A 25,255-nucleotide genomic window follows, 5' to 3' on the forward strand; every position below is an offset into this window, starting at 1 on the left:
ATGTCTATCGAAATCAATGTACCTGACATCGGTGCGGATGAAGTTGAAGTCACCGAAATTATGGTGAAAGTGGGCGATACTGTTGAAGTTGAACAATCGCTGATCACCGTTGAAGGTGATAAAGCTTCTATGGAAGTCCCTTCACCGCAGGCGGGTGTCGTTAAAGAAATCAAAATTGCGGTCGGCGATACTGTGGCGACTGGCAAGCTGATGATGATCTTCGAAGCTACGGGTGCCGCTGCGGCACCTGCTCAAGCTGAAGAGAAACCAGCAGCTCCTGCTCAGGCAGCGGCTCCTGCGGCATCAGCGGCGAAAAATGTTGAAGTGCCAGATATCGGTGATGATGAAGTTGAAGTCACTGAAGTGATGGTTAAAGTGGGTGACACTGTTGCCGCGGAACAATCTCTTATCACTGTAGAGGGCGATAAAGCCTCTATGGAAGTACCTGCACCCTTCGCCGGTATCGTGAAAGAGATCAAAATCAGCACCGGCGACAAAGTGAAAACCGGTTCTCTGATCATGGTATTTGAAGTTGCAGGTGCAGCACCGGCGGCAGCTTCGGCTCCAGCACCACAAACTGAAGCTCCAGCCCAGCAAGCCGCTCCTGCTGCTGCGCCAGCTAAAGTTGCTGCGGCTCCAGCTGCAAGCAAAGGTGAGTTTGCTGAGAATGATGCCTATGTGCATGCCACGCCGGTTATCCGCCGTCTGGCGCGTGAATTTGGCGTTAACCTGGCGAAAGTGAAAGGAACTGGCCGTAAGGGCCGTATCCTGCGCGAAGACGTTCAGACTTACGTGAAAGATGCGGTCAAACGTGCTGAAACTGCCCCTGCTGCTGGCGGTGGTCTGCCAGGCATGCTGCCGTGGCCGAAAGTTGATTTCAGCAAGTTCGGTGAAATCGAAGAAGTGGAATTGGGCCGTATCCAGAAAATCTCTGGTGCTAACCTGAGCCGCAACTGGGTCATGATCCCGCATGTGACACACTTCGACAAAACCGATATCACCGATCTGGAAGCGTTCCGTAAGCTGCAGAATGACGAAGCTGCCAAGCGTAAGCTGGACGTGAAGTTCACCCCAGTGGTGTTCATCATGAAAGCGGTTGCTGCTGCTCTCGAGCAGATGCCACGTTTCAACAGCTCACTGTCAGAAGATGGTCAGAAGCTGACGCTGAAAAAGTACATCAACATCGGTGTCGCGGTAGATACGCCAAATGGTCTGGTAGTTCCGGTATTCAAGGATGTGAACAAGAAAAGCATCACTGAACTGTCCCGTGAACTGATGGCTATCTCCAAGAAAGCTCGTGATGGCAAGCTGACCGCTGGCGAAATGCAGGGCGGTTGCTTCACCATCTCCAGCCTGGGCGGTATCGGGACAACTCACTTCGCACCTATTGTTAATGCGCCGGAAGTGGCTATCTTGGGTGTCTCCAAGTCTGCGATAGAACCAGTCTGGAACGGTAAAGAGTTCCAACCGCGTCTGATGATGCCGATGTCACTCTCTTTCGACCACCGTGTGATTGACGGTGCTGATGGTGCACGCTTTATCACCATCATCAATAACATGCTGGCTGATATTCGCCGTTTGGTGATGTAATTGCTAAGGCCGGCTTCGCGCCGGCCTTGTTTTTACATAAGTCGACAAGGTTGTTGAGACCCTCGTCACGCGATGCGGCTTTTCAGGTTATTAACAATTCTGTAAACTGCACGCGGTGCAAGCGTCACGGTGGATGCGGGCGTTATGAGATTAATTAGCCAAAAAAATGGTGTCTGATCCGCCGGACAAACAATTAAGAGGTCATGATGAGTACTGAAATTAAAACTCAGGTCGTGGTACTTGGGGCAGGCCCAGCAGGGTACTCTGCTGCTTTTCGTTGCGCGGATTTAGGTTTAGAAACTATTCTGGTTGAGCGTTATGCCACTCTGGGTGGTGTTTGCTTGAATGTCGGTTGTATCCCGTCCAAGGCGTTGTTGCACGTTGCTAAAGTTATCGAAGAAGCCAAAGCATTGGCTGAACACGGTATCGTGTTTGGCGAGCCTAAAACTGACATTGATAAAGTACGTGTTTGGAAAGAGAAAGTTATCAATCAGTTAACCGGTGGTTTGGCAGGTATGGCTAAAGGCCGTAAAGTCAAAGTGGTTAACGGTCTTGGTAAATTTACTGGCGCGAACACTCTGGTTGTTGAGGGTGAAAACGGCCCAACCACAATTACTTTCGATAACGCGATTATCGCCGCAGGTTCTCGTCCAATCCAACTGCCATTTATTCCTCATGAAGACCCACGTGTTTGGGACTCAACTGATGCGCTGGCACTGAAAACTGTCCCAGAACGTCTGTTGGTAATGGGCGGCGGCATTATCGGTCTGGAAATGGGTACGGTTTACCATGCACTGGGTTCGAAGATTGATGTAGTCGAAATGGCTGACCAGGTTATTCCGGCGGCCGACAAAGACGTAGTGAAAGTATTCACCAAGCGCATCAGCAAGCAATTCAACCTGATGCTTGAAACCAAAGTGACGGCGGTAGAAGCCAAAGAAGACGGCATCTATGTCACCATGGAAGGCAAAAAAGCCCCAGCAGAACCACAGCGCTATGATGCAGTTCTGGTCGCTATCGGTCGCGTGCCTAACGGTAAGTTGCTGGATGCAGGTCAGGCTGGCGTTGAAGTTGACGAGCGTGGTTTTATCCATGTAGATAAACAACTGCGTACCAACGTGCCGCACATTTTTGCTATCGGTGACATCGTGGGTCAGCCAATGCTGGCACACAAAGGTGTTCACGAAGGCCATGTTGCTGCTGAAGTTATCTCCGGCATGAAACATTACTTCGATCCAAAAGTCATTCCATCTATTGCATACACTGAACCAGAAGTCGCATGGGTGGGTTTGACTGAGAAAGAAGCCAAAGAAAAAGGCATCAGCTACGAAACCTCCACCTTCCCGTGGGCGGCATCGGGCCGTGCTATTGCTTCTGATTGCGCAGACGGTATGACCAAACTGATTTTCGACAAAGAAACTCACCGCATCATTGGTGGCGCGATTGTCGGGACTAACGGTGGTGAACTGTTAGGTGAAATCGGTCTGGCCATTGAGATGGGTTGTGATGCTGAAGATATCGCCCTGACAATCCATGCTCACCCAACGCTGCATGAATCTGTTGGTCTGGCTGCGGAAATCTACGAAGGTAGCATTACTGACTTGCCTAACCCGAAAGCGAAAAAGAAATAATTTTCTGCTGACGCGGTATTTACAGATGCAACACTGAAGCGGCCCTTTTATCAGGGCCGTTTTTTATGGAAACAATAATTTTAATTAATGGTTACCGGTGGGGGGATAAATTCTGATTGCAAGCCTCTGAGAACGCGCATTTCTACTTCAATTGTTCCGTCGCCGATGACATCTATCTTAGTCACCAAAAAACGGCTGTGGGGCAGAAATATTCTGGTTTCTTCATTATTATCCAATAGGGCTGAAATATCGGTGCTGTAGGTCAAGCCTTTGGGGTAATGAATAGTGTATCTGACATTAACTTCGCCATCATTGAGATCGTCTGTATTAAAGTGTGTAATATATTCTTCATCTGAGGTGGTGCTAAAAAAACTATCATTATTGTAGATTTCTTCTTCTATTATTTGTGTTTCAAACTCAGCCTGGTTTCTGACTTCACCGCGATAAACCGTATCTGTATTTTCTGTGGTTAAATTTCTAAATGATTTATTCTTAAGTGAAGAGTTAACATCTGAATGACGCATGAGTGCATTGGTTAATTGATCTATTTCTATTTTAATATCTGGCGTAATATTTTTTCTTCGTATGGAATTATTAATTCTTTCGTATCCGTCTTCAGTGTAATCTCTTAAGGCAAAGTAATCTTGAAAGCTAATTTTTTCATTGGTGCGTAATTTATTATACTCTGAAATCTCATCCTTTATATCTAGCTGAGTGTCATGCCAAAACTTCTCACTATAAATACTTTTGATTTCCTCAAGGGCGACTTCTATTTCACTTTCTTGAATAGGGCTTCTCCGATGTATTATTGTGAATTTGCTTTTTTCGGGTTGCTGAGTGTTATCATTCTCCGCGTCAGATTCTTTTATACTGGATGAATCAGATTCGTTTGCACTGGATGAGTCTGATTCTGAACTGTCAATTCTTGCTCGTTTAAGTGGTGGTTCATCACTCAGAGTTGGTGCGTTTGGATCGCCTAAAAGATAACCCAATCTGCCATTCACTCTTCTTATTACACCTTTAGTTTTAGGCTTTGCTGTTGTCGATAGTAAGGGTATTCGTTCGCTGCTGGTGCTGAGTTTGGGCGTTGTTGGCACTTTTGCTGTCGGCTTAATAGGTAGCTTTCCTACCGAAAATTTAAATCCTTTCGGCTGTGGGGTCGGGCCGCCGGTTAATATTCCCAGACCTACATCCAGTGCAATTTCTTCACTGGTCGGTGGCGGTGTTTTCCCCTGGTCTTCGGGGACTTCTTTGCACGCCATGCGGTTTTCCCATTTACAATGTCTGGCTTGATATTGACTAAAACTCTCTTTATTTGATTGATATTTAGGTTCTACTGGGCGGGAGTGTGCTATTTTAATAGATATAATAATATAAATAAGTATTAATAGGGTGAGGTTTCCTTTCATAAAAACTCCATATTAACATTCGTTATTGTAGTTAATTACATTTTTTTAAATCGGGAGTGCGGTTAAATATTTAGCTAAAGTGAATGTTAAATCAAGATGAAAAATCTTATTGACGGTTTTATTTATATTTATGTTGTGACGATTAATAAATACCACTATTTTTTATATTAGTCGGAGTGAAATCTTATTGGCTGGATTAGTTAAAAAAACTGTCCAGTGCGTAATTGACTGGGAGAAATATTAAATATCCGCCGCAATGCGGTAGCGAAATTTGCCGGGCTAGTATAACCCGCAATAGTGGCGGCTTGATCAATACTGATCCCTTCTTTCTGAATAGCCAACATCGCGCGTTTTAAACGGCAATGGCGCAGATATTCAAACACCGTAATGTTGTAGCTTTCACAAAAACGCCGCTGCAAAGTACTTTGGCTCATATTCACCCGTTGGGCCAATTCACTCATTGAAAGATGGTCGGCTTCACCACTTTCCAGCCAGTCACGGACCTGTTGCACTCGGTTCATACCGCGTAATGATATTTTATTTTGCTGTAGCGCCTGCTGTTCCAGTGAACTGAATGCTTCAATAATCAGACCAATACATTGCGTTTCGCAGTGCAGGCGCTCCAATGGCGTTGAAAAGGGCGGCGCACTTGCTATTTTCTGAGCGATTGCTTGGGCATGAATTGATGGCCGCCATAAATGAATCGCCAAATGCTGCTGAGTGAAGTTGTATAAAGTATCCCAGGTGCCAGTCTGCGGCAGTAAATCGCCATATAACCATTCCCGATCAAATGTGAGGGTCAGAGTACGCTCATGGCTATTATTTTTACCGTGGCGAGTAAATAGCGTGTTTTCAGTGAGTGAAATCAGTGATGCATCGCTTTTCTCCTGCAAATGCAGGTGCTTACCACCAAATGAAATATGTGCGCTGCCACTGACCACAATCGCTAGCTTCAACGCTGGGTTGAGCTGATTCTGTGTCTTGATATCGGAAAGGTTGGTGACATTCGCGGTATGCAGGATCAGATGTGGATTCAGCCGCAATACCTGAAAATCGCCATACAATACAGGGTCGGTGGGCGCTAACTTAGTGCCGCTCAACTGATAATCACTGGCCACCAGATTTGACTGTTGCACAATTTGGTCGCGATAAATTGGTTTAGACGAGGGGGAGACATTGCGCAACTTGTTTTTCTTCACCACCGACATAATGAACTCTCCACTGATATTGACTTTATAACAAAGAGTTTTGCTGTTTACACAAACCTTTTTTCTGATTGCAAATGTAACAATTAGCCGCGTGAATTGATAATGAAAATAATTATCAATCTTGTTCGTTTTTGTTGCCCCATGAATAGATTGGTAGAGACTTTCCTCTGCTGACATTCGCTGTGGGCTTTTGCATCGGGGAAAGTGTAATGAAAGTAAAATGGCAGCGGCGCTCTCTGACGACCTTAGCGAGCTTGATTGGTATCTGTATTTCGACTCCGCTTTGGGCGCAGACACAAGATACCACTCAGGCAGGGTCTGATACAGACACGACACAACAACAAAAAACAACCGCGGCAGAAAGCAAAGCGGTAACTGGCGATACCTTGGTGGTCACGGCTCAGCAACAAGTCCGCCAAGCGCTGGGCGCATCGACTATCACCGCAGAAGATATCCGCAAGCGCCCTCCGGCGAATGATTTGTCCGAAATTATCCGAACTATGCCCGGTGTTAACCTTTCCGGTAACTCTGCCAGCGGCCAGCGCGGGAACAACCGCCAGATCGATATTCGTGGCATGGGGCCTGAAAACACCTTGATCATGATTGATGGCATTCCGGTTTCGAGCCGCAATGCGGTGCGTTATGGTTGGCGTGGTGAGCGCGATACCCGTGGTGATACCAACTGGGTACCGGCGAATATGGTCGAGAAAATCGAAGTATTACGCGGCCCTGCCGCTGCGCGCTATGGCAATGGTGCCGCGGGTGGTGTGGTGAATATCATTACCAAACAGCCGGACAAAGAGCTGCATGGTAGCTGGAATGCTTACATGAATATGCCGCAGCATAGCGAAGAAGGCGCGACTCGTCGCACCGACTTCAGCCTGTTGGGGCCATTAAGTGATACCGTCAATTTCCGCTTATACGGCGGATACAACAAAACTGATGCTGATGATTGGAATATTAACCAAGGCCATGAATCAGCCCGTACCGGAAATCAAGTAGGCACCTTGCCAGCCGGTCGTGAAGGGGTTCGTAATAAAGATATCAATGGGTTACTGAGTTGGGAGTTTGCTCAAGGTCAATCCCTGGCGTTCGAGGCGGGTTATAGCCGCCAGGGTAATATTTATGCCGGTGATACACAAAACACCAACAGCAATGCCATTGTGCGCAGCCTATATGGCGCAGAAACCAATGTAATGTATCGTGGTAATTTCTCACTGACACATCGCGGTTTTTGGGATAACGGCGTGAGCACCACCTCTTATGTCCAATATGAAAATACCCGCAACTCACGCATTAATGAGGGGCTGGCGGGCGGCACCGAGGGTATCTTCTCCAATAACAAATTCAGCACGATCAAATTGGACAACTATTTAGCCCATTCCGAGGTTAACCTGCCGTTTGAGTTAGGGGTTAATCAAGTGCTGACTGTCGGCGCGGAATGGAATGACCAGAAAATGAATGACCCGACCTCCAATACTCAGACCACGACTGAGGGCGGCAGTGTCAGTGGTTTGACGGGCGTCGGGCGAGATACGCGCACTTCAGCACAGATAGCCTCGGTATTTGTTGAAGACAATATCGAGTTGACGGAGACCACCATGCTCACCCCGGCGCTGCGTTTTGATCATCACAGCACTGCGGGAAGCAATTGGAGTCCGGGGATAAATCTGTCACAAGAACTGGGCGATTACTTCACCATGAAAATGGGGATTGCCCGCGCCTATAAAGCGCCAAATCTCTATCAAACCAACCCTAACTATCTATTATATAGCCGTGGTCAGGGTTGCTATGGTGCAGGGGGCAGTTGCTACCTGATGGGTAATGACGCGCTGTCAGCGGAAACCAGTGTCAACAAAGAGATAGGGTTCGAGTTCCATAACGACGGTATTATTGCCGGTATAACTTACTTCCGTAATGATTATCGTAATAAGATTGAGCCGGGTATCGTCTCCCTCGGAACGGCCAATGGCGGCACCGGCGCTTACACTAATTCTGATATATTCAAGTGGGAAAACGTACCGAAAGCGCTGGTTGAAGGGCTGGAAGGTAACTTGACCGTGCCATTCACCGACGCGGTGCAATGGAGCAGCAATCTGACCTACATGCTGGAATCGAAGAATAAAACCACCGGTGATTATTTATCAATCACGCCGAAATATACCTTGAACAGCTCACTGAGCTGGCAGGCAACAGATGATTTGTCCTTACTGTCGACAGTGACCTGGTATGGGCGTCAGAAGCCGAAGAAATATGACTATCAAGGTCTGCCGGTCACTGGCTCAGCGCGCAATGAAGTCAGCCCGTATGCTATCTTCGGCCTGAGTGGCAGCTATACATTGACTAAAAATGTCAGTGTCACCACTGGGATTGAAAACCTGTTCGATAAACGCCAGTTCCGCGCGGGTAATGCCCAAAGTGTGGCGGGGATCGCCGGGGCAGGGGCTGCCACTTACAATGAGTCAGGCCGGACATATTTTGTTAGCTTGAATACTCAGTTCTAAATGCCCTTCATACTTGGAGCATAGGATCTTTTGTTAAAGCAGAAACAGTCATTATCGGCTGTTTCTGCTTCATTTATCGCCACAATATCTTCCATTCGTTATTCCTCGTCCTAAAAATCCTACCGGCAGCACGAGATTCTCATTGCAAGATGGTGTCCATTCATTTAATAAGGTTATTATGCCGAGGTATTTTACGGATATTACCCTACTGCAAAGGGCTAACTGAGAGCCACTATCAATACGTCAGATGATTACACTGCGCTCAACGATTCAGCAAAAATTTAATGTTGCTTTTATGTGAACGAATTAACACTGAGTTCAAATACTGGTATGCTGGCTGAGCAAAACTGGGCATCTTACCTTACACCTGGTGCATCATGATGATGGCTGGTGGCTACTGATAGCCCAGAAAATATATGATAATTAAAGCGAGGAGAGAGTCGTGCTAGAAGAATACCGTAAGCACGTAGCCGAGCGTGCTGCTGAGGGTATCGTCCCCAAGCCATTAGATGCGTCACAAATGGCCGCGCTGGTTGAATCATTAAAAAATCCGCCTGCGGGCGAAGAAGAATTCCTATTAGATCTGCTGATTAACCGCGTACCGCCCGGTGTTGATGAAGCAGCCTATGTTAAAGCCGGTTTTCTGGCGGCGATTGCCAAGGGCGAAGCCCACTCTCCCCTGATTAATGCCGAAAAAGCGATTGAATTGCTTGGTACCATGCAGGGCGGCTATAACATTCATCCGCTGATTGATGCGTTAGATAATGAAAAGCTGGCACCAATTGCGGGCAAGACGTTATCTCATACCTTGCTGATGTTTGATAACTTCTACGATGTGGAAGAAAAAGCTAAAGCCGGCAACCCCCATGCCAGGAAAGTCATGCAATCCTGGGCAGATGCCGAATGGTATCTTTCCCGCCCAGCGCTGGCAGAAAAAATCACTGTAACCGTGTTTAAAGTGACCGGTGAAACTAACACCGATGACCTGTCTCCAGCTCAAGATGCTTGGTCTCGCCCTGATATTCCATTGCATGCTTTGGCGATGCTGAAAAATGCTCGCGAAGGTATTCATCCGGATCAACCGGGCAGTGTTGGCCCGATCAAACAGATTGAAGAACTGAACAAAAAAGGCTTCCCACTGGCCTATGTTGGCGATGTAGTCGGTACCGGTTCCTCCCGTAAATCTGCCACTAACTCCGTGCTGTGGTTTATGGGTGACGACATCCCTTACGTGCCAAACAAGCGCGGCGGCGGTGTGGTGCTGGGCAGCAAAATTGCGCCAATCTTCTTTAACACCATGGAAGATGCCGGCGCTTTACCTATCGAAGTGGATGTCAGCAACCTGAATATGGGCGATGTCATTGATATCTATCCATATCTGGGCGAAGTTCGCCTTCATGACACTGGTGAGATACTCGCCACTTTCGAGCTGAAAACTGAAGTGCTGCTGGACGAAGTCCGTGCTGGTGGGCGTATCCCGTTGATCGTCGGCCGTGGCTTGACCACCAAAGCCCGCGAATCTCTGGGCTTGCCGGTCAGTGAAGTCTTCCGTATTGCCAAGCCGGTTGCCAAAAGTAACAAAGGTTTCTCGCTGGCGCAGAAAATGGTTGGTCGCGCTTGCGGTGTTGCTGGTGTGCGCCCAGGTGAATACTGCGAACCTAAAATGACCTCGGTCGGTTCACAAGATACCACCGGCCCGATGACCCGTGATGAGCTGAAAGACTTAGCCTGTCTGGGTTTCTCGGCTGACTTAGTGATGCAGTCATTCTGTCATACGGCGGCGTATCCGAAGCCAGTTGACGTGACCACTCACCACACACTGCCTGACTTTATTATGAACCGTGGCGGTGTGTCGCTGCGCCCAGGTGATGGCATTATTCACTCATGGCTTAACCGCATGCTGCTGCCAGATACTGTCGGCACCGGCGGTGACTCACACACCCGTTTCCCTATCGGGATTTCTTTCCCGGCGGGTTCTGGTCTGGTGGCCTTTGCGGCAGCAACAGGCGTGATGCCATTAGACATGCCTGAATCTGTGCTGGTGCGCTTTAAAGGTAAAATGCAGCCGGGTATCACTCTGCGTGATCTGGTGCATGCAATTCCTTACTACGCGATTCAAGAAGGCCTGCTGACCGTTGAAAAGCAAGGTAAGAAGAATATCTTCTCTGGCCGAATTCTGGAAATTGAAGGTCTGCCAGAGCTGAAAGTTGAACAGGCATTCGAGCTGGCGGATGCTTCCGCTGAGCGCTCTGCGGCTGGTTGCACCATCAAGCTGGATCAAGCGCCGATCATTGAATATCTGCAATCCAACATTGTGTTGTTGAAGTGGATGATAGCTGAAGGTTACGGCGACCGCCGTACACTGGAGCGCCGTGTCAATGGCATGGAAAGCTGGTTGGCGAACCCGAATCTGCTGGAAGGTGATGCGGATGCGGAATACGCCGCAGTGATCGAAATCGATCTGGCGGAAATCACTCAGCCGATTCTTTGCGCGCCAAACGATCCTGATGATGCCCGCTTGCTGTCTGATGTGGCTAACAGCAAAATCGATGAAGTCTTTATCGGTTCCTGTATGACTAACATTGGCCACTTCCGTGCTGCTGGTAAATTGCTGGATCAGCACAAAGGCCAGTTGCCAACCCGCCTGTGGGTTGCACCACCGACCAAAATGGATGCCGCGCAATTGACTGAAGAGGGCTATTACAGCGTCTTTGGTAAGAGTGGCGCCCGCATTGAGATCCCAGGTTGCTCTCTGTGTATGGGTAACCAGGCGCGCGTGGCAGATGGGGCTACAGTGGTGTCGACTTCCACCCGTAACTTCCCGAACCGCTTAGGTAATGGGGCGAATGTTTATCTGGCTTCGGCTGAACTGGCGGCGATTGCATCACTGCTGGGGCGTCTGCCAACTCCGGATGAATATCAAACTTATATGGCTCAGGTTGATAAGACCGCAGAAGATACTTACCGTTACCTGAATTTTGATCAGTTAAGCCAATATACTGATAAAGCTGATGGCGTGATCTTCCAAACTGCTGTGTAAAAAGATATATTCCGCACCCGACGGGAGGCCAATGGCCTCCCGTATCTATTTTAAAACCCGTATCGAAGTGAAATTTTGCCGCTATTTGCCGGCTTTGCGAGTTTGCGCCAAGTCAGGTAGATAAATACGGTTACACTCATTAAAAGAGCATCAGGAAGGCATGCTATGGACTATGAATTCTTGCGTGATTTAACCGGACAAGTGCTGGTCAGATTCTCCATGGGGCATGAAGTAATCGGCCACTGGCTCAATGAAGAGATTAAAGGTGATTTGGCAAAACTGGATCAAATAGAAGCTGCGGCGGCTGAAGTCAAAGGCAGTGAGCGCCAGTGGCAACTGACGGGCCATGAATATACCTTGTGGTTAGATGGCGAAGAAGTGATGGTGCGCGCCAATCAATTAGATATTGAAGGCGACGAAATGGAAGAGGGGATGAATTACTATGATGAAGAAAGCCTCTGCTTGTGTGGCCTGGAAGACTTTCTTTTAGTTTTGAAAGGCTATCGTAACTTCATCATTTCTCAATAGCGGAGCGGCTGGCAGACCAGCACAGCAAAGAACCAGCGACCACCATCGCAACACCGGGCCAGAAAGCGGCTGACGGCAAGGTATTGAGCCACAAACTGGCAATCAATATCGATAACAAGGGTGTGAAGTAAGAGAGGGCGGCGACCAATGTGGCGTTGCCTTTTTTCATGGCAATATCCCAGCACAGATAGGCCAGCGCAGTATTGGCTCCCATCAGTAACAGCTCAAAAGTGGCGCGCTGAGTGAAATGCAACTTGCCGGGGGTCAGCATAAAAAACATCACCCACAGACACAGGGCGCAGGCGAGTAAAAAGAGTGGCAATGCCCCTGGCCCGTGGCTGTATATCCGCACCAAATTGGAATAACCTGCCCAGGTAAAGGCCGCAATTAGCGCCAGACTGTAAGCCAGCGGATTACTGCTGATATTAGTTTTCAAGATACTTACATCCAACCCATCTCCGCCACTCACCACCCAAATAACGCCAAACAGCGCCAAAGCAGCCCCCGGCCACAGCCACCAACGCGCCCGGAGTTTGAGTAAGGGCACCGCCAGCAGCAGAGTCAGACTGGGCCACAGATAATTAATCAGGCCGATTTCGAGCGTTTGCTGGCGGTCATTTGCCATCCCTATGGCTAAAGCAAAAGCCACCATATACACCACAAACAGCGCGCCACAACCATACAGATAAGCCGGATGCTGCCCGCGCAAAGTGGGTTTCCCGGCGACCAACCACACCAAAATTCCACTGACAGTGTAGATTGCCGCTCCGGCACCAAATGGCCCCAATGTCTCAGACAGCCCCCGCGTCAAGGCGACACTCATGCTCCAAAGCAGGATCGCAATAATGCCATACAGGGTAGGGAGGCGGTTCATGGGGCATTATCCTTATGCAACTTCAGACAGAAAAATAGGATCCTCTTATACATCGTCAGTCAGGATGATGGGAATAGTTGCAGCCAATTATTTGCTCAATGAGTCAGGGGTTAAAACAGTAAATCAGCCAAACTGCCATAATATCTTCACCTCAAATTAAGTAGGCTAGCCAGTGAGTTATTCTCTCTGGTTGACTTGCCGATTTCCTGTTAGGTGACAAATCAGCCGCGCATCCCTCACCACACCAGGAAGGTGATTTATGGCCGGATTTGCTTATCAACGTGTGCGTATACTGAGCTGAATACTGATTTATTTGACTGCGGTTCACCCTTTGCATCCGGCCATTGCAGCCGGTATTCAAGCCGCAGACCGCCAAACAACAGTGAAACTTTACGGCGAGATCCCGGTGGTCAATATTGCCACGCCCAACGCTGCTGGGGTATCTCATAACCGCTATCATGACTTTAATATTCCCCGTGCTGGGGCGGTGTTAAATAACGGCCAAGTGGATGTCAATTCGGAATTAATCGGCCATCTGGCGGCCAATCCACATTTAACGGGTGATAGCGCTCAGTTAATTATTAACGAAGTGACGAGCCGTCAGCCTTCATCTCTGGAAGGAATGCTGGCAATTTTTGGTCAAAAAGCCAATGTAATTATCGCCAACCCCAATGGCCTGATTGCCAATAATAGCTGGTTTAGCAAAATCGACACGATAACGTTAACCACCGGCACTCCGATACTGAATCGGCAAGGGGCGCTGGAGCAGCTAAATGTCGTGGGCGGTGCTATCACTATCGGTGATAAAGGATTCAATACTCTTAATCAGAATGATACTGCCATCATCAGTCGCACTCTAAAACTTGACGGTAAAATCTATGCAAATCAGCTTGATATTATTCTGGGTGTTAATCAGGTTGATTATCAGAATGGGCATATTCAACCTTTACCTGCGGCAGGAACTGCCCCTGCGCTGGCGATAGATACCCGCGCTCTTGGTGGAATGTATGCTGATCGTATCCGTTTGGTATCAACGGAAAAAGGCGTGGGCGCTAACCTTAAAAATACTTTCAGTACCAAAGGAGATATCAATATTGATGTCGCGGGCAATGTGACATTAGGTGATATTCGAGCGAACAAAGATCTGAATATTGTCGGAAAGACAATTACCCTCGCGGAGGGAAGTACATTATTCAGTATACGCGATACTACATTGGTCAGCCAACAATTTAATAATTCCGGAGAGGTATTTTCTGATCGTGATATACGTATATTTGGTGATCAAGTACGTAATACCGGTCAGCAAGCAAAACTTCTTGCGTGGAATAATCTCTGGATACAAAAAGATGCCGAGGGGAATAAAAATACTCTGGTTGAAAATAAGTCCGGTGCCATTAAAACAATAAATGGTGATTTAATTATTCGCACCGAAAAACTGGAAAATAGCCGCCCGATAGTGACTGCCGGGTGGCAGAAATTAATTCCGGATTCGCGCCAACTTAATGATTACGATGACGATAGCGATTCGCCGGGCAAAGTTATCATCACATTAGAATACGACTGGCCCACCCGAGATCTGCCCGAAAAATGGTTTGGTGCCATCGAAACCGGTGAATGGCAAAGCGGTGTCTGGCGGATCAACACTGAAAAAAGTGTTTGGCAACTAAATTCATCATCACCGGCTGCCACCCTGTATTCAGGGAATAATTTGTATATTAATGCCAGCCAGTTAGAGAATAAAAACAGCCACATCAGTGCCACGAAAGATATTTTCCTGACCGGTAATGATTTTTTAAACAGCAGCGCCAGTGACTGGGTAAAAGATGAATTTCGTTATTATAAAGTGGATTATCATGGGCCGGATTATTATGTTTTTCATGACAAACGATTGCTTTACCAGTTAACTGAGGCTGAAAAATACAGTGCGACAATCACGGCGGGTGGAAATATCGTGCTGGACTTTAACAACAATATTCAGTTACAGCGTCTGGTGCCGGAGTTAGATAAAGCTGCTCCCTTATCATTATCCGACTTCACACCGCCGGTATTAAAAGGCCATAATATTTTACTGCATGGTAAGACTATTTCCAGCAGTGATTTAATACAGGCCAGTGGTGATATTACCATTATTGCAGAAGACAGTATTGCATTAGCTAACAGCAGTTTGCGTGGTCAGGATATTTCACTGACAGCACTGAATGATATTGACTCATCATCAAGTGAGTTTTTGGGGCGAAACATTTTATTACTGAGCCGTGAGGGGAATATTAAAACAAACTCACCTGATATTTCTTCGCGTCAGCCAGATGATGCGCGGGTATTTAATCGCATTAAAGCCAGCCACTATTTTACTGCCATTGCAGGTAAAGATATTCAATTAATCGACACCCTTATCCATCCGACAGCTAATATTAGCTTATCGGCCGGACATGATATTAATATTTCACATATACTCAAGCCCGAAGAAATCCTAATTACCGATGGTTTTTTGGATCCAGATAAATATGTGGAAAATATTAACCAACTATTATCGCTATCAAATCGATTAACCAGTAATAGCGACATTACACTGAATGCCGGTAATAACCTGATGTTACAGGGGATCAAGCTAAACGCCGGACAGGATATTAACTTGCACGCTGCTCGTGATATTGAACTGGAACCTTATAATATAACTGTCTGGTCAGATCTTATGGAGCGTTATAATAACAACCATTCAGGCTCTGTATATTATAATATATTCCCTCGCTCCCAAACCCCTGATTATACAGTTCAGATAAATGCCAAAGGAAATACCTTAATTAATGCCGGTCGCGATATTCTGACCCGGGGCAGCAATATTAATGCGGACAATAATCTCACCTTATTAGCCGGGCAACATATTCAACTGGCGGTGCTGCCATACACTGGTATTGATTGGGCTGATGACTCACGCTACACCCGCCACGCCGCTACTCGCCTGAAAGCTGGCAACACTCTGAATGCGCTGGCCAATCATCAGCTTATCACCCAGGGTGCAGAACTCGCCGCTGGCGGTGATATGACACTGACTTCCGGCGGCGATATGCGCTTTGAATCGGTGTTGAACGAGGATCATTATGGCGGTGGCGATAATTCTAGCTACAGAAAACTCCAGCAATCCACTCAGCTTAATAGCGGCGGCACACTGACGTTGATATCAAACGGCAGCATCTTGTTTCAGGCCACCCAGCTGGTGGCCAAAAAAGTGATGGATATTGCGGCTGAGGGCGGCTATCTATTCGCCCAGGCAATGGAAGAAACCAGCCATGCCGAAGAGCGCTGGAGTACCCGTAAGTGGTGGGGGCGGAAAAAATCGCACCATAATGTCCAGCATGCGGCAATCAATAAAGTGACGGAATTCACGGCTGACGGTGATATCAGCCTGTTAAGCCGCGATGACAGCACCTATCAGGCCAGCAAAATTGCCGCAGGGCAGAACGCCAAACTGACCAGTACCCAGGGTAAAGTGATTTTCGAAGCGGTCAAAAACACCACATTTGAGCAAAAAACCAGCTTATCGAAAGGTTTTTACATCAAAAACACCGATAAAGGATATCAGGAAGATAAATGGGTGCTGCCCAGTGTGCAAACGGGGGGCGAGTTTAGGGTAAATGCTGCTGATGGGATTAGCGCGGATGTTAAAGCGCAAAATAACCAATCGGTACAGGCGGCGATTAATGAGCTGGCCACCATTCCCGGCAATGAATGGTTAAAAGACTTACATCGGCGTGATGACGTGCAGTGGCAAAAAGTGATGGATGCCTATCATAGCTGGGATCTCAAAAGCGAGCACCTGAACCCGGTGGTGGCGGCATTGATTGCCATTGGTGTGGCGGTGGCCACTTCTGGCTCAAGTTTGGTTGCCAATGTCAACATTGCTGTTGGTGGTGGGGTAGCTGGCGGGGCGGTCACCGCGGGTATGTCATCGCTGGCCGCACAGGCGGCGGTGGCGTTAGTTGAACATAAAGGCGATTTATCTAAAACATTCAGCACCTTGGGCAGTAAAGAGTCGGTGAAATCCCTGGTGACTTCAATGGCAGTGGGGGGCGCATTGAGCGGGTTTGATTCCCTGATGGGCTTTGATACCGCCGCCGACGGTGTCAGTGCGGCTAAATTACCGCGCCTGAGCAATGGAGACTGGAGCAAGGTCGCGCAGCGGGTAGCTGGCCAGTCACTTATCAGTTCCAGCCTGAATACCGGCATCAACGGCGGCAGTTTTAAAGATAATTTTACCACCGCACTGTTAGCCAATATAGGCGGTCAGTTACATGCCGAAGGGGCGAACCTTATCGGTGACAATGGCCGCGTATTGGGGGGCGCGGGTAAAGCGCTGAGTCATGCAGTCGTGGCGGGCGTGGCGGCTGAAATTGGTGGTGGTGATGCGAAAGGTGCGGCGGCCGGGGCACTGGCCGCCGAGCTGGCCGGTGCGGTGATGGGCGAGAACTTTATCGGCTCACAAAACTGGCAGGAGAAATCTGAACGTCAGGCTCAGTTATCCCGATTCTTAGGGGGTGTGGCGGGCGCGGTGTTTACTGGCAAAGCCGAGGGGGCATACAGCGGCGCTAATGCTGCCGAAACCACTTTTCGTTATAACTATCTCAGCCATCATCAACAAAAGTTGATGGAAGCTGAAATGAACGCTGCGAGGACAGTGGCGGATAAAGGTAAAGTTTTTATTCGCTGGGGAATGACCAGCGGCAGTCAGGACGGTGCTTTTGCGGCGGGTATTGTGACTGGTGTGCCGGAAGGGCTGTATGACAGTAGCATTGAATTACTGGGGGTATTAAAAGAGCCAAAACAGGCATTTATGGCGCTCAGAGAGCTGGTTAACAGTGATGATGTGGCGGGCACTGTGGCGCAAAGTGTCAAGCGGGACTGGCTGGCACGGATTGACAGAATGGAGGCTCATTATCAGCGGGCGGGCGCAGGAGGAGCCTATGACTCAGGGCGAGAAGCGGGTAAACTGCTGGTTGAGTATGGCGGTTATGTTGCCGGCATTGGCGCGGTAGCAAAAAGCAGCGCACGGCTTGCCGCAGGGCAGGTGAGGAAGTTTGCGGTGCCAAGGATTGCGACGGTAAGCCAGTCGACAACCGGCATTAAATGGGGGCAAGGTATTAGCCAGCAAGGAATGCCGTGGGAGAATTATGTCGGGACACAATTGCCACAAAACTCACGGTTACCGGTAAACTTTAAAACCTTTGATTACTATAATCGCATCTCCCGCACGGCCATCAGTGTAAAAACTCTGGATACCACCACCGCCGCCAGAGTGGCGAATCCAAGGCAAATCTACAATTCGCTGAAAGGGAATATAGATACGGTTGCGAAGTTTCAGGAATATAGTCTTTCAAAGCGGAAACTCGATTCTTCAATGATTTCCAGCAAAGAAATCCAATTAGCCGTGCCTGCCAATACTACCAAAGTACAGTGGGCTGAGATAAATCGGGCAATCGAGTATGGGAAAAGTCAGCGGGTAAACGTTAGGGTAACTCAGGTGAAATGATGAAATTTAACCAAAATCAGGATTATTGGGTCAGTTGCTATTGTACTAATCAGTTTTTGAGTATTGAGACTGATTCTGGCCTTGGTATGGTGGGGAGCGATCCACTTTTTCCCCCGCATCTATTACCACCAGATGCAGATGATCAAAGTATCGGTGAAGCTGTGCTTGTTGCGTTATCAAACAGCCGGACATTATCACTTGAAGAGTCTGCTGAGTTTTTTGATCTTGAAACAGGCAAAGAGCAATATGCTGCCTGGATAGCGATGCTGATGCAGAAATACGGTTATAAAACCAAGCGGGCATTATTTAAGGATATGAAAAAATGCTCTATTCATTGTCTTAATGATGTGATCACCATCTCCCCAAGCCGCCATGAAAAACTGGAGGCATGGGGGGGAACGGGGCGCGGCGGAAGCGATAAAGTTATTCTACCCGTTAATAGCCCTCCTGGTGAAATCGGTGCCGCATTGCGATTAGCCCTCAGTCGCTGCAAAGGCTAATAGTTAACATCTTACTTACCCAACTACCTTAATCAAAAATCCCGGTCAAAAGCCGGGATTTTAAACCTGATTTTACCTTTGCTCCATCACACTTCTGGCACATTGCGGCCATAGTAGATTTCCTGCATCTCTTTGTATAGCAGGCGGGTAATTCGCTCTCTTTCTGCGGCGCTCAGCTCTTCTGGTTTGGCGTTAAACAGATAATGCTTCAAATCGAAATCTTTCAGCATCATCTTGGTATGGAAGATGTTTTCTTGATAAACATTGACATCCATCATGTGATACAGCGATTTCATATCGTCAGACATAAAGTTCTGAATCGAATTGATTTTATGATCGATAAAGTGTTTAACGCCGTTGATATCACGGGTAAAACCGCGCACCCGGTAATCCATGGTAACGATATCGGATTCCAATTGGTGGATAAGGTAATTCAGTGCTTTCAGTGGTGAAATGACGCCACAGGTAGAGACTTCAATATCTGCACGGAAAGTGCATAACCCTGCTTCAGGGTGGCTTTCCGGATAGGTATGGACGCAAATATGGCTCTTATCCAGATGGGCGACCACTGCATTCGGTAGTGGGCCGGGGTGCTCGGAGTTATCAACATCGCGCGGATCAACTGGCTCTTCGCTGACCAAAATGGTGACACTCGCTCCCTGAGGATCGTAATCCTGACGGGCAATATTCAAAATATTCGCGCCAATAATCGAGCAAGTTTCAGTCAAGATCTCGGTCAGGCGGTTGGCATTATACTGTTCGTCAATGTAGGCGATATAGCCATCGCGGTCGTCTGCGGTTTCGGCATAACAAATATCGTAAATACAAAAACTCAGGCTTTTCGTCAGGTTGTTGAAGCCGTGTAGTTTAAGCTTGGACAATTTAGTTCACCTCCTTACGGATTATCAACATTTGGCGGTTAAGGCATCCAGCAAATACTGCGGCAAGGCAAAGCTGCCGACATGAATCGCGGGGTTATAGTAGCGGCAGGTCAGGCCCGCTTCGACAAAACGCTGTTGTAGCGTGGCTATATCTAATTGGCGCAACTGTGGGTTTTGTGTCGCCCAAGCGAAAGTCATGATACCGCCGTAATAGGTCGGAATGGCGGCCTGATAAAAACTGACATCTTTAAAATAGTGGCTAAGCTTGTTATGGCTGTCGACCGCTTCATCTTGTTGCAGGAAGCACACGCCGTTTTGCGCCACAAAAATGCCGCCCTCATTCAAACTAAGGGCGCATCCCTCATAGAAAGCAGAGGTAAACAGACTTTCTCCTGGTCCAATGGGGTCAGTGCAGTCAGAGATAATGACATCGAATTTTTCGTGCGTTTGATTAACGAAATTGACGCCATCATCAATCACTAATTTGAAACGAGGGTCATCATAAGCACCCGCATTATGATTCGGGAGATACTGGCGGCAGAATTCGACAACACCGGCGTCAATTTCCACCATGGTAATCTGTTCGATATTTTTGTGGCGGCTGACTTCACGTAGCATCGCGCCATCGCCGCCGCCAATGATCAGCACTTTCTTTACCTGACCGTGGGCCAACAAAGGGACGTGTGTCATCATTTCGTGATAGATAAATTCATCGCGCTCAGTGGTTTGCACCACGCCATCCAACGCCATTACCCGACCCAGCACCGGGTTCTCAAAAATCACCAAATCCTGATGCTCGGTTTTTTCGCGGTACAGTACATTTTCTACTGAAAAATACTGACCGAAGTTGGCATGTAATGTTTCATACCATAGTTCTTTCTGTGACATGTTCGGGGCTTCTCCTTCGCAGTAACAGCCATGAAAAATGGGGGCAACATCATAGCCAACTCTGGCTGAGGTTGCACGGTTGAATTTCAGACTGATAGGGTAAATGCGGGGTCGCTAGTTAGCGTAGGCCAATAAACTTAAAGAGTCACGAGCCAGAGATTTGCATTTGGTCGGAACGGGGAGCGCAATACCACGTAGGTCGCGATAGCTCTCTTCACCCAACGCATTCATATTGAAGCTACTGTAGTTACGCAGGTCCCAGCGATTTTGTTGAGCAAAATAGACAATTGCTCGTTTGATTTCATTATTAGGTAATTCCTTATAGCCGCAATCATTTTTCAGATAAACGAATACCGCAGTCAGATCGGCAAGATCTTCTGCTTCAGATTCACTTAATGCAGAACTGGCAGATGAGAATCCGCACAGGGCAAGCAGCAGCATAACTAATGTTGTTCTTTTCATCGCGGAAATAGGCTTATTCATTGTTAACAGACGTTATCACACTGTGATGGTTCAGAGTAAATTTTATTATGTCCTTAGTGTGGGCATATACGGAGGTTGATTCACAAAGTGATTGATTACAGCTTGACCTTCCCTTTAGGGGAAGGTTTATGCTGGCGGATAATGCTGTTCTTGTGCTAAGCGAGCACTTACTCACGATAAGTCTTATCATTATCGACAATCAGAATGGAGACGACCATGCATCGCCGTGATTTTATCAAGTTAACGGCAGCTCTTGGAGCCGCCACTTCACTGCCTTTATGGAGCCGCGCGGCTTTAGCCGCAGATTTTTCACCTTTACCTATCCCGCCACTACTGCTCCCGGATGCCAGTGGCAATATTAATTTGAATATCCAAACTGGCACTATGGCCTGGTTGCCCTCCGCCGCCACGCAAACTTGGGGCTATAACGGCAACTTATTAGGGCCAGCTATTCGTTTGCAGCGCGGCAAGCCGGTTACTATTCACATAACAAATTCCTTACCGGAAGCCACGACGGTGCACTGGCACGGCCTGGAAATCCCCGGCGATGTTGACGGAGGGCCGCAAGCACTGATTCAGCCAGGAGCAAAACGCCAGGTGGCATTGACGGCAGAACAGCCCGCCGCCACTTGTTGGTTCCATCCCCATACCCACGGTAAAACCGGCCGTCAGGTCGCGATGGGGCTGGGCGGATTGGTGCTAATAGATGATAGTGACAGTGAAAAACTGCCGCTGCCAAAACAGTGGGGCGTGGATGACATTCCGGTCATTTTGCAGGATAAATTGCTGGGTAAAGATGGCCAGGTTGACTATCAACTGGATGTGATGACGGCGGCGGTGGGCTGGTTTGGTGACCGGATGCTCACTAATGGTGCCAGCTATCCGCAGCAGATTACGCCGCGCGGTTGGGTGCGCTTGCGGTTATTGAATGGGTGCAATGCGCGTTCCCTGAATCTCGCCCTCAGTGATGGCCGCCCAATGTATGTGATTGGCAGTGACGGCGGATTACTGGCAGAGCCGGTCGCGGTGCGCGAGTTGCCGATATTGATGGGCGAACGTTTTGAGGTGCTGGTGGATACTTCCGACGGCAAAGCACTTGATTTGGTCACTTTGCCGGTCAAACAAATGGGCATGACATTGGCTCCGTTTGATAACCCCTTGCCGGTATTACGCATTCAACCCTCATTGACTGCGGGCAGTAAAACATTGCCGGATTCTCTGGTCATCGTGCCGCCGCTGGTGGAGGTCACCGCTTTGCCAGAGCGCTGGTTCCAACTGATGATGGACCCCAAATTGGATATGTTGGGTATGCAGGCGCTAATGAGCCGCTATGGTATGCAGGCCATGGCGGGCATGAGCATGGACCACGGCAATATGGGAGGAATGGATAATGGTGCTATGGGCGGTATGGATCACAGCAATATGAAAGGCATGAACCATAGCGCGATGACAGCGGCTCCGGCTTTTGATTTCAGTCACGCCAATATGATTAATGGCAAAGCATTCTCAATGACCGACGCGGCGTTTGATGCCAAGCAGGGCAAATACGAGAAATGGACTATTTCCGGTGAGGGCGACATGATGCTCCATCCATTCCATGTCCACGGCACGCAGTTCCGTATTTTGAGTGAGAATGGCAAACCGCCAGCAGAGCATCGCCGTGGTTGGAAAGATACGGTGCGAGTGGAAGGCGCGCGCAGTGAGATATTAGTGCGCTTTAATCATCTGGCCCCGGCCAGTACCCCTTATATGGCCCATTGCCACCTGTTGGAGCATGAAGATACCGGCATGATGCTGGGCTTTACCGTCAGCGCTTAAGTCACTCCCCGGCGAGTTGGTCGGGGAGGTTTTCTTTTTTATACTTTTAGCAGTTCAGTCAAGGCGGGTTGGAGGATCTGATTACCGTTTTTATCTTTCTTAATGATATATCCCTGATAATAACTAAAACCCTCTCTCGGTATTTCTTCTATCAGCCATTCTGCACGTTGGAGTGCGAGTAGACTTTTGATGGTCAGCCATATCTTGCTGATAAGAAAGCAGATAATCACTATCGCCAATCCTATTGTCACCCATAGCATATACGGGGTATCGGAAGGGGGAAGTTCAACGGTTTGTTTGAGGGCTAAATACAAAGTTACAGCTTGCAGCAACAGTTTGATGATCAGAAAACGTCGAAAGAAAGATGCCAAACGCGCGGCACTGATAAAACAGGGGTTTTTTAAGGACGTACGCGTTTCTTGCACCGGGATCCCCCGGACATAAACCATCCATTGTGTTTTTTCAGTAATCAGATAAATAGTCCCTTTCTCTGCCATTTGGTGCAAATGTAATGAAACCCAGACGCTGAAGACCAAACCGACAATAAAGTAGTAAAAGATTGGGACACTCAAGCCAAAAAAGGCGACAAACAAGCTGATGGCGGCGATTACCGTAAAAGTGACGGAATAAAGCCAGATACTGGTTGACTGATAATTCATTAAAACATTCCTTGTCGAGGGCTATCCACAGGCAATATCTGAGCCAAATTTATGGCGCTAGTATATCTCTCAATACGTCTGCTGTTTATCTTTGTTATACTTTTGCCCGGCTATTCAGCGGGGAGAGTGGCCGGATGTCCTTTGAATTGTGTTAAACTAGGGGCATCAATCTGTATCATTGAGGCTATCTGCACTGGCTGCTCATTGATATAAAATCAATAAATTTAAATAGGTATGTTGGCTGTGAAGCACACTGTAGAAGTCATGATTTCCGAACAGGAAGTCAAAAACCGGATTGTCGAATTAGGCCGCCAAATCTCCGAACATTATCGCGACAGTGGCAGTGAAATGGTGTTGGTGGGGTTGCTCCGTGGTTCATTTATGTTTATGGCTGATTTATGTCGCGCGATAGACGTTTCCCATGAAGTCGATTTTATGACCGCCTCGAGCTATGGCAACGGCATGAGCACTACCCGCGATGTGAAAATCCTGAAAGATTTGGATGAAGATATCCGTGGTAAAGACGTGCTGATTGTCGAAGATATTATCGATTCCGGTAACACGCTAAGTAAAGTTCGTGAAATTCTGCAACTGCGTGGGCCAAAATCATTGGCGATCTGTACGCTGCTGGATAAACCTGAGCGTCGTGAAGTACAAGTTCCCGTAGAGTGGGTCGGTTTTACCATTCCTGATGAGTTCGTAGTGGGTTATGGTATCGATTATGCTCAGCGTTACCGGCACTTGCCGTATGTCGGCAAAGTTGTGATGTTTGACGAGTAATCGGCTACTGCGCGTCGTCATTTTGAGATTACGCAGTACTCAGAATCCTCACGTACTATGTGTACGCTCCGGTTCTTGCGTGCTGGGCGCACTCAAACTGACTTAGCTCGCTACGCCTTATTTGCAGATGATCACTGTACGTTAATATTTTGAGTTCGAGTGTCTTTAGCAGCATTTACGGATGGGAGAGGGTGCGTTTTAACACCCTCCCATAGGACTCATTAGTTTTGTCTGTTTGGTTGCAGTATTTTAGCCATTGCTTCGCGGTACTTGATTTCCAGTTCGCTGAGACTGGTGCTAGAAATATTTAAATCCGTCAGTTTGCCGTCTTCAATACCATAGACCCAGCCGTGAATCATCGCTTTCTGCCCGCGCTTCCAGGCGGAGCGAACAATAGTCGAATGACCCAAGTTATAGACTTGCTCTACCACGTTGATTTTACATAACATATCGCTGCGTTCTTCGGCTGGCAGTTCACCCAGCAGAGTGCTGTGTTTGAACCAAAGATCCCGAATGTGCAGTAACCAGTTGTCAATAAGCCCTAATTCAAGGTCTTTTTTCATTGCGGCTTCAACACCACCACAGCCAAGGTGACCGCAGATAATGATATGCTCGACCTGTAAAACGTCGATGGCGTATTGCACCACGGACAAACAGTTCAGATCCGTATGGATAACCAGATTGGCAACATTGCGGTGAACAAACAATTCCCCAGCTTTCAGGCCGGTTAACTGTTCAGCAGGAACGCGGCTGTCTGAACAACCAATCCACAAAAATCGAGGTTTCTGGGCTTCCGCCAAGTGTTCAAAAAAACCAGGATCGTCTTTACTGATGGCTTTTGACCAGAGGTCATTGTTCGCGAGGAGCTTCTCTATTTCTTTCATTAATGTAAATAGCCTGTAATGAACGGATTGCGATAGGATAATATACGACAAGGA

Annotated in this window: 17 protein-coding genes; 9 read left to right on the forward strand and 8 right to left on the reverse strand. The window is 47.9% G+C overall.

Annotated features, from left to right (window positions below):
- On the forward strand, window positions 1-1,590 hold the full coding sequence (aceF, locus tag DXZ79_RS03955; protein ID WP_038636243.1) for a pyruvate dehydrogenase complex dihydrolipoyllysine-residue acetyltransferase: 1,590 nt from the start codon (window positions 1-3) through the stop codon (window positions 1,588-1,590).
- 206 nt (window positions 1,591-1,796) lie between these two features.
- The gene (gene lpdA, locus DXZ79_RS03960; protein WP_005156808.1) at window positions 1,797-3,221 is read left to right on the forward strand and encodes a dihydrolipoyl dehydrogenase; all 1,425 of its coding nucleotides are present in this window, start codon (window positions 1,797-1,799) and stop codon (window positions 3,219-3,221) included.
- 80 nt (window positions 3,222-3,301) lie between these two features.
- On the opposite strand, the gene DXZ79_RS03965 is transcribed toward lpdA, so the two are convergent.
- Window positions 3,302-4,630 (reverse strand): ADP-ribosyltransferase, encoded by a 1,329-nt coding sequence (locus DXZ79_RS03965; protein ID WP_120011120.1) that lies wholly within the window; start codon window positions 4,628-4,630, stop codon window positions 3,302-3,304.
- A 200-nt stretch (window positions 4,631-4,830) separates the two neighbouring features.
- Window positions 4,831-5,838, reverse strand: coding sequence for a helix-turn-helix domain-containing protein (locus DXZ79_RS03970; protein WP_120011121.1), 1,008 nt, complete (start codon window positions 5,836-5,838; stop codon window positions 4,831-4,833).
- A gap of 209 nt (window positions 5,839-6,047) precedes the next feature.
- Here DXZ79_RS03970 and DXZ79_RS03975 point away from each other — a divergent pair, with 209 nt between their 5' ends.
- From DXZ79_RS03975 to yacL, 3 genes are all read left to right on the forward strand, one after another.
- Window positions 6,048-8,342, forward strand: a complete 2,295-nt coding sequence (locus DXZ79_RS03975; RefSeq protein WP_038636239.1) for a TonB-dependent siderophore receptor — start codon at window positions 6,048-6,050, stop codon at window positions 8,340-8,342.
- Between the two features lie 442 nt (window positions 8,343-8,784).
- Window positions 8,785-11,382: a bifunctional aconitate hydratase 2/2-methylisocitrate dehydratase gene (gene acnB / locus DXZ79_RS03980; RefSeq protein ID WP_038636238.1), complete on the forward strand. Its 2,598-nt coding sequence runs from the start codon at window positions 8,785-8,787 to the stop codon at window positions 11,380-11,382.
- Between the two features lie 165 nt (window positions 11,383-11,547).
- Complete coding sequence (yacL, locus tag DXZ79_RS03985; protein ID WP_038636236.1) at window positions 11,548-11,910, forward strand: protein YacL; 363 nt, start codon at window positions 11,548-11,550, stop codon at window positions 11,908-11,910.
- On the opposite strand, the gene yddG is transcribed toward yacL, so the two are convergent.
- The gene (yddG, locus tag DXZ79_RS03990) at window positions 11,897-12,784 is read right to left on the reverse strand and encodes an aromatic amino acid DMT transporter YddG (RefSeq protein ID WP_038636234.1); all 888 of its coding nucleotides are present in this window, start codon (window positions 12,782-12,784) and stop codon (window positions 11,897-11,899) included. The genes yacL and yddG overlap by 14 nt on opposite strands.
- Before the next feature lie 313 nt (window positions 12,785-13,097).
- On the opposite strand from yddG, the gene DXZ79_RS03995 reads away from it, so the two are divergent.
- The gene (locus tag DXZ79_RS03995; RefSeq protein ID WP_280524502.1) at window positions 13,098-18,308 is read left to right on the forward strand and encodes a DUF637 domain-containing protein; all 5,211 of its coding nucleotides are present in this window, start codon (window positions 13,098-13,100) and stop codon (window positions 18,306-18,308) included.
- A complete protein-coding gene (locus tag DXZ79_RS04000; protein WP_050291610.1) occupies window positions 18,308-18,808 on the forward strand; it encodes a contact-dependent growth inhibition system immunity protein in 501 nt (166 codons plus the stop codon). The genes DXZ79_RS03995 and DXZ79_RS04000 overlap by 1 nt, the downstream gene beginning before the upstream one ends.
- Before the next feature lie 86 nt (window positions 18,809-18,894).
- Here DXZ79_RS04000 and speD read toward each other — a convergent pair whose 3' ends face one another.
- The 3 genes from speD to DXZ79_RS04015 form a co-directional block, all read right to left on the reverse strand.
- Window positions 18,895-19,689, reverse strand: coding sequence for an adenosylmethionine decarboxylase (speD, locus tag DXZ79_RS04005; RefSeq protein ID WP_038636230.1), 795 nt, complete (start codon window positions 19,687-19,689; stop codon window positions 18,895-18,897).
- A gap of 24 nt (window positions 19,690-19,713) precedes the next feature.
- Entirely contained in the window at window positions 19,714-20,577 is an 864-nt protein-coding gene (speE, locus tag DXZ79_RS04010; RefSeq protein ID WP_038636228.1) for a polyamine aminopropyltransferase, read from the reverse strand.
- Window positions 20,578-20,691: 114 nt separating this feature from the next.
- Entirely contained in the window at window positions 20,692-21,039 is a 348-nt protein-coding gene (locus DXZ79_RS04015) for a YacC family pilotin-like protein (protein WP_038636226.1), read from the reverse strand.
- A 237-nt stretch (window positions 21,040-21,276) separates the two neighbouring features.
- On the opposite strand from DXZ79_RS04015, the gene cueO reads away from it, so the two are divergent.
- Entirely contained in the window at window positions 21,277-22,878 is a 1,602-nt protein-coding gene (gene cueO, locus DXZ79_RS04020; protein ID WP_038636224.1) for a multicopper oxidase CueO, read from the forward strand.
- Between the two features lie 38 nt (window positions 22,879-22,916).
- Here cueO and DXZ79_RS04025 read toward each other — a convergent pair whose 3' ends face one another.
- Window positions 22,917-23,537 (reverse strand): hypothetical protein, encoded by a 621-nt coding sequence (locus tag DXZ79_RS04025; protein WP_038636222.1) that lies wholly within the window; start codon window positions 23,535-23,537, stop codon window positions 22,917-22,919.
- Between the two features lie 234 nt (window positions 23,538-23,771).
- On the opposite strand from DXZ79_RS04025, the gene hpt reads away from it, so the two are divergent.
- Entirely contained in the window at window positions 23,772-24,317 is a 546-nt protein-coding gene (gene hpt / locus DXZ79_RS04030) for a hypoxanthine phosphoribosyltransferase (protein ID WP_172667610.1), read from the forward strand.
- A gap of 221 nt (window positions 24,318-24,538) precedes the next feature.
- On the opposite strand, the gene can is transcribed toward hpt, so the two are convergent.
- The gene (gene can, locus DXZ79_RS04035) at window positions 24,539-25,201 is read right to left on the reverse strand and encodes a carbonate dehydratase (protein WP_038636219.1); all 663 of its coding nucleotides are present in this window, start codon (window positions 25,199-25,201) and stop codon (window positions 24,539-24,541) included.
- Window positions 25,202-25,255 lie beyond the last annotated feature (54 nt).

Source organism: Yersinia rochesterensis, from assembly GCF_003600645.1.
In the GTDB taxonomy this organism is placed as follows: Bacteria; Pseudomonadota; Gammaproteobacteria; order Enterobacterales; family Enterobacteriaceae; genus Yersinia; species Yersinia rochesterensis.

Excerpts from the sequence above, each read along its gene's own strand:
- aceF (WP_038636243.1), top strand. The coding sequence starts at position 1 with ATGTCTATCGAAATCAATGTACCTGACATCGGTGCGGATGAAGTTGAA.
- lpdA (WP_005156808.1), top strand. The coding sequence starts at position 1,797 with ATGAGTACTGAAATTAAAACTCAGGTCGTGGTACTTGGGGCAGGCCCA.
- DXZ79_RS03965 (WP_120011120.1), bottom strand. The coding sequence starts at position 4,630 with ATGAAAGGAAACCTCACCCTATTAATACTTATTTATATTATTATATCT.
- DXZ79_RS03970 (WP_120011121.1), bottom strand. The coding sequence starts at position 5,838 with ATGTCGGTGGTGAAGAAAAACAAGTTGCGCAATGTCTCCCCCTCGTCT.
- DXZ79_RS03975 (WP_038636239.1), top strand. The coding sequence starts at position 6,048 with ATGAAAGTAAAATGGCAGCGGCGCTCTCTGACGACCTTAGCGAGCTTG.
- yacL (WP_038636236.1), top strand. The coding sequence starts at position 11,548 with ATGGACTATGAATTCTTGCGTGATTTAACCGGACAAGTGCTGGTCAGA.
- yddG (WP_038636234.1), bottom strand. The coding sequence starts at position 12,784 with ATGAACCGCCTCCCTACCCTGTATGGCATTATTGCGATCCTGCTTTGG.
- DXZ79_RS04000 (WP_050291610.1), top strand. The coding sequence starts at position 18,308 with ATGAAATTTAACCAAAATCAGGATTATTGGGTCAGTTGCTATTGTACT.
- speE (WP_038636228.1), bottom strand. The coding sequence starts at position 20,577 with ATGTCACAGAAAGAACTATGGTATGAAACATTACATGCCAACTTCGGT.
- DXZ79_RS04015 (WP_038636226.1), bottom strand. The coding sequence starts at position 21,039 with ATGAAAAGAACAACATTAGTTATGCTGCTGCTTGCCCTGTGCGGATTC.
- cueO (WP_038636224.1), top strand. The coding sequence starts at position 21,277 with ATGCATCGCCGTGATTTTATCAAGTTAACGGCAGCTCTTGGAGCCGCC.
- DXZ79_RS04025 (WP_038636222.1), bottom strand. The coding sequence starts at position 23,537 with ATGAATTATCAGTCAACCAGTATCTGGCTTTATTCCGTCACTTTTACG.
- hpt (WP_172667610.1), top strand. The coding sequence starts at position 23,772 with ATGTTGGCTGTGAAGCACACTGTAGAAGTCATGATTTCCGAACAGGAA.
- can (WP_038636219.1), bottom strand. The coding sequence starts at position 25,201 with ATGAAAGAAATAGAGAAGCTCCTCGCGAACAATGACCTCTGGTCAAAA.